The organism is Pseudomonas sp. Pseusp97, from assembly GCF_047304025.1.
GTDB lineage: Bacteria > Pseudomonadota > Gammaproteobacteria > Pseudomonadales > Pseudomonadaceae > Pseudomonas.
The window spans coordinates 1-5,298 of sequence record NZ_JBGLYK010000301.1 but is presented as its reverse complement, the minus strand read 5'-3'; the positions used below and the strand labels follow the sequence as shown (position 1 = coordinate 5,298).

The window sequence follows — 5,298 nt, the reverse complement described above, 5'->3', positions numbered from 1 at the left end:
GGAGTGGGCGGGGAATTCAGCGCCTCGTGTAGCGCGCGACGAGGCGGTCGCCGCTCATCTGCAGGGCCTGCACCAGCAGGATCAGCAGGGCGACGGTGATGATCATCACGTCGGTCTGGAAGCGCTGGTAACCGAAGCGGATGGCCAGGTCGCCGAGGCCGCCGCCGCCGATCACGCCGGACATCGCGGTGTAGTCCACCAGCACGATGGCGGTGACGGTCACGGCGGCGATCAGCCCGGTGCGGGCTTCCGGCAGCAGGGTGTGCCAGATGATCTGCAAGGTGCTGGCGCCCATCGCCTGGGTGGCTTCCACCAGGCCGCGGTCGACCTCGCGCAGGGCGGTTTCCACCAGCCGCGCGAAGAACGGCGTGCAGCCCACCACCAGCGGCGGGATGGCCCCGGCGACGCCCAGCGAGGTGCCGGTGATCAGCGTGGTGACCGGGATCAGCACGATCAGCAGGATGATGAACGGCAGCGAGCGCAGCATGTTCACCACCACCGACAGCGCGCGGTACAGGCCGGGCTTCGCATGCAGCTGGCGCTTGCCGGTGAGGTACAGCAGCACGCCCAGCGGCAGGCCCAGCAGCACGGTGAAGGCCAGCGCACCGCCGAGCATGGCGAGGGTGTCCAGGCAGGCCTGGGCGAGGTCGTGCCAGTCGAGGTTGCGGAACCAGCCGTCCATTACTGCTCACTCCTTCTGAGCTTTGCAGCACGGTGCGGCGCGCGCAGGCGGTCGCCCTGGCCGAACAGCTTGTGGCGCAGGGTGCCCTGCTCGTACTCGCGCTTGAACAGCCCGCGTGCCTGCAGCTCGGGCACCAGCAGGTCGACGATGTCGACGAAGGTTTCCGGCGCCACCAGGCTGGAGAGGTTGAAGCCGTCGACGTCGGTCTCCTCGACCCAGGCCTGCAACTGGTCCGCCACGGTCTGCGGCGAGCCCACCAGCAGTGGGCCGTCGCCACCCAGGGCGCAATAGTCGGCGATCTCGGCGGCGGTCCACTGGCGCTCCGGGTCGGCGGCGCTGAAGGCGTCCACCGCGGACTGGATGGCGTCGCTCTGTACGTGGCGCAACACCTGGTCCGGCGCGTACTGGCCGAAGTCGATGCCGGTCCAGCCGGAGACCAGCGCCAGGGCGCCCTCGCGGTCGCTGTAGCGGCGGTAGTCTTCCAGCTTGGCCAATGCTTCGGCGTCGGTTGGCGCGACTATCACCGTGAGCTGGTTCAGCACCAGCACATCGCCCGGCTGGCGGCCCGCTTCCACGGCGAGGCGGCGCAGATCGGCCACCTGATCGCGGAGGATGCGCCTGGTCGGCGCAGCAACGAACACGCACTCGGCATTGCCGGCAGCGAAGGCCTTGCCACGACTCGATGCGCCGGCCTGGTAGAGCACCGGCGTGCGCTGTGGCGATGGCTGGCTCAGGTGGAAGCCCGGCACTTCGAAGTGCTCGCCCTTGTGCTCGATGGGGTGCACCTTGCGCGGGTCGGCGTAGACGCCGCTGGCACGGTCGGCGACCACCGCGTCTTCGTCCCAGCTCGCTTCCCAGAGCTTGTAGCAGACCTCCAGGTACTCCTCGGCCAGGGCATAGCGCTGCTGGTGGTTGAGCTGCTGCTTCAGCCCCAGGTTGCGCGCACCGCTGTTGAGGTAGGAGGTGACGATGTTCCAGCCGGCGCGGCCGCGGGTCAGGTGGTCCAGCGTGGAAATGCGCCGGGCGAAGGGGAACGGGTGCTCGAAGGACACCGAGGCGGTGATGCCGAAACCCAGGTGCTCGGTGGCCGCGGCCATGGCCGGGACGATCTGCAGCGGGTCGTTGGCTGGCACCTGGGCACCAGCGCTCAGCGCGGCGTCGGCGTTGCCATGGTAGACGTCATAGACGCCCAGCACGTCGGCCAGGAACAGCCCGTCGATCCTGCCGCGTTCGAGGGTTTTCGCCAGCTCGATCCAGTAGTGGATGTCGGTGTAGCGCGCGGCCTGCTGGTCGCGCGGGTGGCGCCAGAGGCCGGGCGAGAGGTGGCCGACGCAGTTCATGGCGAAGGCGTTGAGGCGGATCTGCTTGCTCATCGCGCGTCCTCAGTTCCAATCGTGGCGCGGCGGGCGCTTATCGTTGAGCAGCCAGTTGCCGACCAGGTGGTACTTCCAGCGCACCGGGTCGTGCAGGGTGTGCACGCGGGCGTTGCGCCAGTGGCGGTCGAAGCCGTGGCGGGCGAGGGTGGAGCGGGTGCCGCCGAGCTCGAACAGCTTGTTGGTGGCGTCGATGGCGACCTCGGTGGTCAGCACCTTGGCCTTGGCCACGGCGACCGAGGCGCGGGCCACGCTGTCTTCGTCCGGTGCGGGGCGGGCGGCGTCCATGACCTTGCCGGCGCGTTCCAGCAGGGCGTCGGCGGCTTCGATACGTATGCCCAGTTCACCGACCTGGATGATGGTCAGCGGGTCTTCGCTGGCCTTCTCCACGCCGGCGTCGATCCACGGGCGCGCCTGCTCGCGGACGAAGGCGATGGTGTCGCGCAGCGCCGCGCGGGCGATGCCGGCGTCGATGGCGGCGGTGGTGATCTGGGCGAACGGGCCGGCGAGGGTCGGCACGTCGTAGGAGCGGTGCGTGGGAAACACGTTGAACGCCGGCACGCGCAGGCCTTCCACCAGCACGGTGCCGCTGGAGGTGGTGCGCTGGCCGATGCTGGCCCAGTCGTCGACGATGGCCAGGCCCGGCGTGCCGCGCGGGACGAAGGCGAGCTGGGCGTTGTTCTGCTCGTCCAGGCCGAGTACGCCGATCCAATGGGCGTAGAGCGAGCCGGTGCAATAGCCCTTGCGGCCATCGATCAGCACGCTGTCGCCGTCGTGGCGCAGGCGGGTCTGGATGTCCTGGACGTTCTTGCCGCCGGTTTCCGACAGCGCGTTGGCGAAACGGTTGCCCTTGAGCGCGAGGTCGAAGAAGAAGCGCTTCTGCTCGTCGGTGCCTTGCAGGCGGATGTCTTCCAGCAGGCAGTAGTGGTTCTGCGGAATCTGCCCCAGCGACGGGTCGGCGGCGGAGATGATGGCAATGACTTCGGCGAGGGTCGCGTAGGACACCTCGGCGCCGCCGAACTCACGGGGCACGGTGATGCCCCACAGACCGCTGTTGGAGTAGACCTCGACGACCTCGGGCGGGACTTCGCGGTTGCGGTCGCGCTCGGCGGCGCCTTCGAGCAGGAAGGCGGCGACCTTGTGGGCGACTTCGATGGCCTCGGCGTCGGAGCCGATCCGCTGCGCGTTGGGCTCGCGGATGTCGTAGTGGGCGGATTCGGGAAGTTGGGGCATGGCAGTACAGCGACCTCGGCAGATGAATCGACCCGGCGTTCGGGTCTGTCTGATTGGGTCACTGCACAAGCTGTGCCGGAAATTAATTTCCTTTTAAATCAATGCCTTGATTGTTTTGTCCAACAGTCGAGACGCTGGGCGGACAGCAAAGTGTTGGGCGAGTGTTGCTGTGGCAACAGTTCTGGAGCAGGTGAAGGGGCGACTATGTCTGCTCTGCATAGGAAGTTCGGCGTGAGGCGGTTCGCGAGCAAGCTCGCTCCTACAGGTCAACACTGGCGCTGCCCGAGACGTAGGAGCGGACTCCGTCCGCGATGGGGTCGGAGTCTGCGCGATCAACCTGTCAGTGAAAATCAGTTCACGACGTTCCGCACGAACCGCAACAGCACGTCCCCATGGTTCTGGTAGGAAAACGGCTGGTTGCTCTTGAACACGTGGAACCCGCCGGCCTCGACCTCCACCGTCTCCTCGGCGAGGACGATGGTCAGTCGGCCTTCGATGACGTAGGCCATGTCGTACCAGCCTTCGGCGTCGGGCTCGGCGTTGTAGGTGTCGCCGGGGGCGAGCGTCCAGTGCCAGAGTTCGGCCTGGCGCGAAGCAGGCGTGCTGGCGAGGAGGGTGCCGCGACTGTCGGGCTGCCGGCCGCCCCAGGCGACGGCGTCGACGCGGGTCAGGCCACCGGTGGAAGGCGGGCGCACCAGGTCGGCGAAGGTGACTTGCAGGGCAGCGGCGATGCGGTCGAGGGTGGCGAGGCTGACATTGGTATCGCCGCTCTCGATGCCGACCAGCATCCGCCGGCTCACGCCCGATGCCTTGGCCAGCGCATCCTGGCTGAAGCCGGCGCCGCGACGGTGGGTCTTCACGTTATCGGCGACGTGCACGAGCACGCTGGGGCGTTCGGAATTATTGGGCAGTATATTGCTCATTCTGGCCTTTTTGCGCATTATGTTGCGCATAACAGTCAATCAAGAAATCCCAACCGTTGCAACGCCTGTTCAGGTCCGCATCATGCCTCGCTCTCGCTTTCTTTCCACTGTCTTCCCCATCGCTATCCTGATCGTCTCGATGGCCTCGATCCAGACCGGCGCGTCGGTTGCCAAGAGCCTGTTTCCGGTTCTCGGCGCGGAGGGTGTTACCTCCATGCGGCTGATCTTCGCCGCGATCATCCTGCTGGCGATCCTGCGTCCATGGCGCACCTCGTTGCGCGGCAAACCGCTCAAGCCGCTGTTCATCTATGGCCTCAACCTCGGCCTGATGAACCTGATGTTCTACATGGCGCTGCAGACCATCCCGCTGGGCGTCGCCGTGGCGCTGGAGTTCACCGGGCCGCTGGCGGTAGCGCTGTTCTATTCGCGCAAGCCTCTGGACTTCCTCTGGATCGCCCTGGCGGTGGTCGGCCTGGGGCTCCTGCTGCCGATTGCCGACTTCGGCGCGGGCATCGATCCGAAGGGGGCTGCGCTGGCGCTGGGGGCGGGTATCTGCTGGGGGCTCTACATCATCTTCGGCCAGCGTGCCGGTAACGACCTGGGAGCGCAGGGTGCGGCGCTGGGCATCAGCATCGCGGCGATCTGCGTGGCTCCCATCGGCTTCGCCCACAGCGGCATGGCGCTGCTGGATGTCAGCCTGTTCCCGGCGCTGCTGGGCGTGGCGATCCTCTCCAGCGCCTTGCCCTACACCCTGGAAATGGTCGCGCTGACTCGTCTGCCGGCGCGTACTTTCGGCACGCTGATGAGCATCGAACCGGCGTTCGGTGCGCTGTCCGGGTTGTTCTTCCTCGGCGAACAGCTGACCTCGCACCAGTGGATCGCCATCGGCGCGATCATCGTCGCCTCGGTGGGCACGACGCTGAGCAGCCGGCCGAAGCCGGTACTGGTCACTGACTGATCCTCGATGCGCAACGAACAAGCCGCCTTCGGGAGGCTTCTGCTTTTGTAGGAGCGAGCTTGCTCGCGAACCCCGGGTCCCCCGCGCCGGTGGGGCATACGGTCGCCCGCAAGCGAGCGCGGACAAAAG

General features: G+C 67.2%; 5 protein-coding genes. 1 reads left to right on the top strand and 4 read right to left on the bottom strand.

What is annotated here, in order from left to right; genetic code table 11:
* Window positions 1-16: 16 nt before the first annotated feature.
* From ACCC94_RS27535 to ACCC94_RS27520, 4 genes are all read right to left on the bottom strand, one after another.
* Window positions 17-682, bottom strand: a complete 666-nt coding sequence (locus ACCC94_RS27535; RefSeq protein WP_413352769.1) for a methionine ABC transporter permease — start codon at window positions 680-682, stop codon at window positions 17-19.
* On the bottom strand, window positions 682-2,055 hold the full coding sequence (locus ACCC94_RS27530) for an LLM class flavin-dependent oxidoreductase (RefSeq protein ID WP_413352768.1): 1,374 nt from the start codon (window positions 2,053-2,055) through the stop codon (window positions 682-684). Before ACCC94_RS27530 ends, ACCC94_RS27535 begins: the two co-directional genes overlap by 1 nt.
* Before the next feature lie 9 nt (window positions 2,056-2,064).
* Entirely contained in the window at window positions 2,065-3,288 is a 1,224-nt protein-coding gene (locus tag ACCC94_RS27525; protein ID WP_413352767.1) for an SfnB family sulfur acquisition oxidoreductase, read from the bottom strand.
* 350 nt (window positions 3,289-3,638) lie between these two features.
* Window positions 3,639-4,241 carry a helix-turn-helix domain-containing protein gene (locus tag ACCC94_RS27520; protein ID WP_413352766.1) on the bottom strand — a complete coding sequence of 201 codons (603 nt, stop codon included), beginning with the start codon at window positions 4,239-4,241 and terminating at the stop codon, window positions 3,639-3,641.
* 52 nt (window positions 4,242-4,293) lie between these two features.
* Here ACCC94_RS27520 and rhtA point away from each other — a divergent pair, with 52 nt between their 5' ends.
* Window positions 4,294-5,169 carry a threonine/homoserine exporter RhtA gene (gene rhtA / locus ACCC94_RS27515; protein ID WP_413352765.1) on the top strand — a complete coding sequence of 292 codons (876 nt, stop codon included), beginning with the start codon at window positions 4,294-4,296 and terminating at the stop codon, window positions 5,167-5,169.
* Window positions 5,170-5,298: the final 129 nt, after the last annotated feature.

What these genes read in the sequence shown, in the direction of transcription:
- ACCC94_RS27525 (WP_413352767.1), bottom strand. Translation starts at nt 3,288, where the DNA reads ATGCCCCAACTTCCCGAATCCGCCCACTACGACATCCGCGAGCCCAAC.
- rhtA (WP_413352765.1), top strand. Translation starts at nt 4,294, where the DNA reads ATGCCTCGCTCTCGCTTTCTTTCCACTGTCTTCCCCATCGCTATCCTG.
- ACCC94_RS27535 (WP_413352769.1), bottom strand. Translation starts at nt 682, where the DNA reads ATGGACGGCTGGTTCCGCAACCTCGACTGGCACGACCTCGCCCAGGCC.
- ACCC94_RS27530 (WP_413352768.1), bottom strand. Translation starts at nt 2,055, where the DNA reads ATGAGCAAGCAGATCCGCCTCAACGCCTTCGCCATGAACTGCGTCGGC.
- ACCC94_RS27520 (WP_413352766.1), bottom strand. Translation starts at nt 4,241, where the DNA reads ATGCGCAACATAATGCGCAAAAAGGCCAGAATGAGCAATATACTGCCC.